Genomic DNA, 312 nt, shown 5'->3' on the forward strand with positions numbered 1-312 from the left:
AGCAGTTCTCCTTCCCACTCTACGTCCCGGCGACGCATTGCACGCGTCAGCGCCAGCCGCTCAATATCCTGCCGTGTCTGCGTGATGTCCCTGAATTCTTCAAGCGAGACTTCGGCAACCCGAAAACCCTTCTGGTCCACCGTCACAACGAAGCCGCTTGCGCTCAGACGCGAGAGCGCCTCGCGCAGCGGAATCGGGCCCGCGTCGTAAAGCTCGCCGAGTTCACGTACGCGCAGCTTGCTGCCTGGTTCCAGCCGGCCAGCAATGATGTCCCGCCTCAATGTGCTCTCGAGCGCCGATGCCATTGTGCGT

General features: G+C 62.2%; 1 protein-coding gene. It reads right to left on the minus strand.

Translation table 11 applies throughout. The features are described from left to right. A partial coding sequence (locus ACYPXD_RS03290) for a GntR family transcriptional regulator (protein WP_459707418.1) occupies window positions 1-281 on the minus strand: 281 nt, incomplete at its 3' end. Window positions 282-312: the final 31 nt, after the last annotated feature.

The sequence above is a fragment of the Paraburkholderia sp. 2C genome (genome assembly GCF_054589215.1).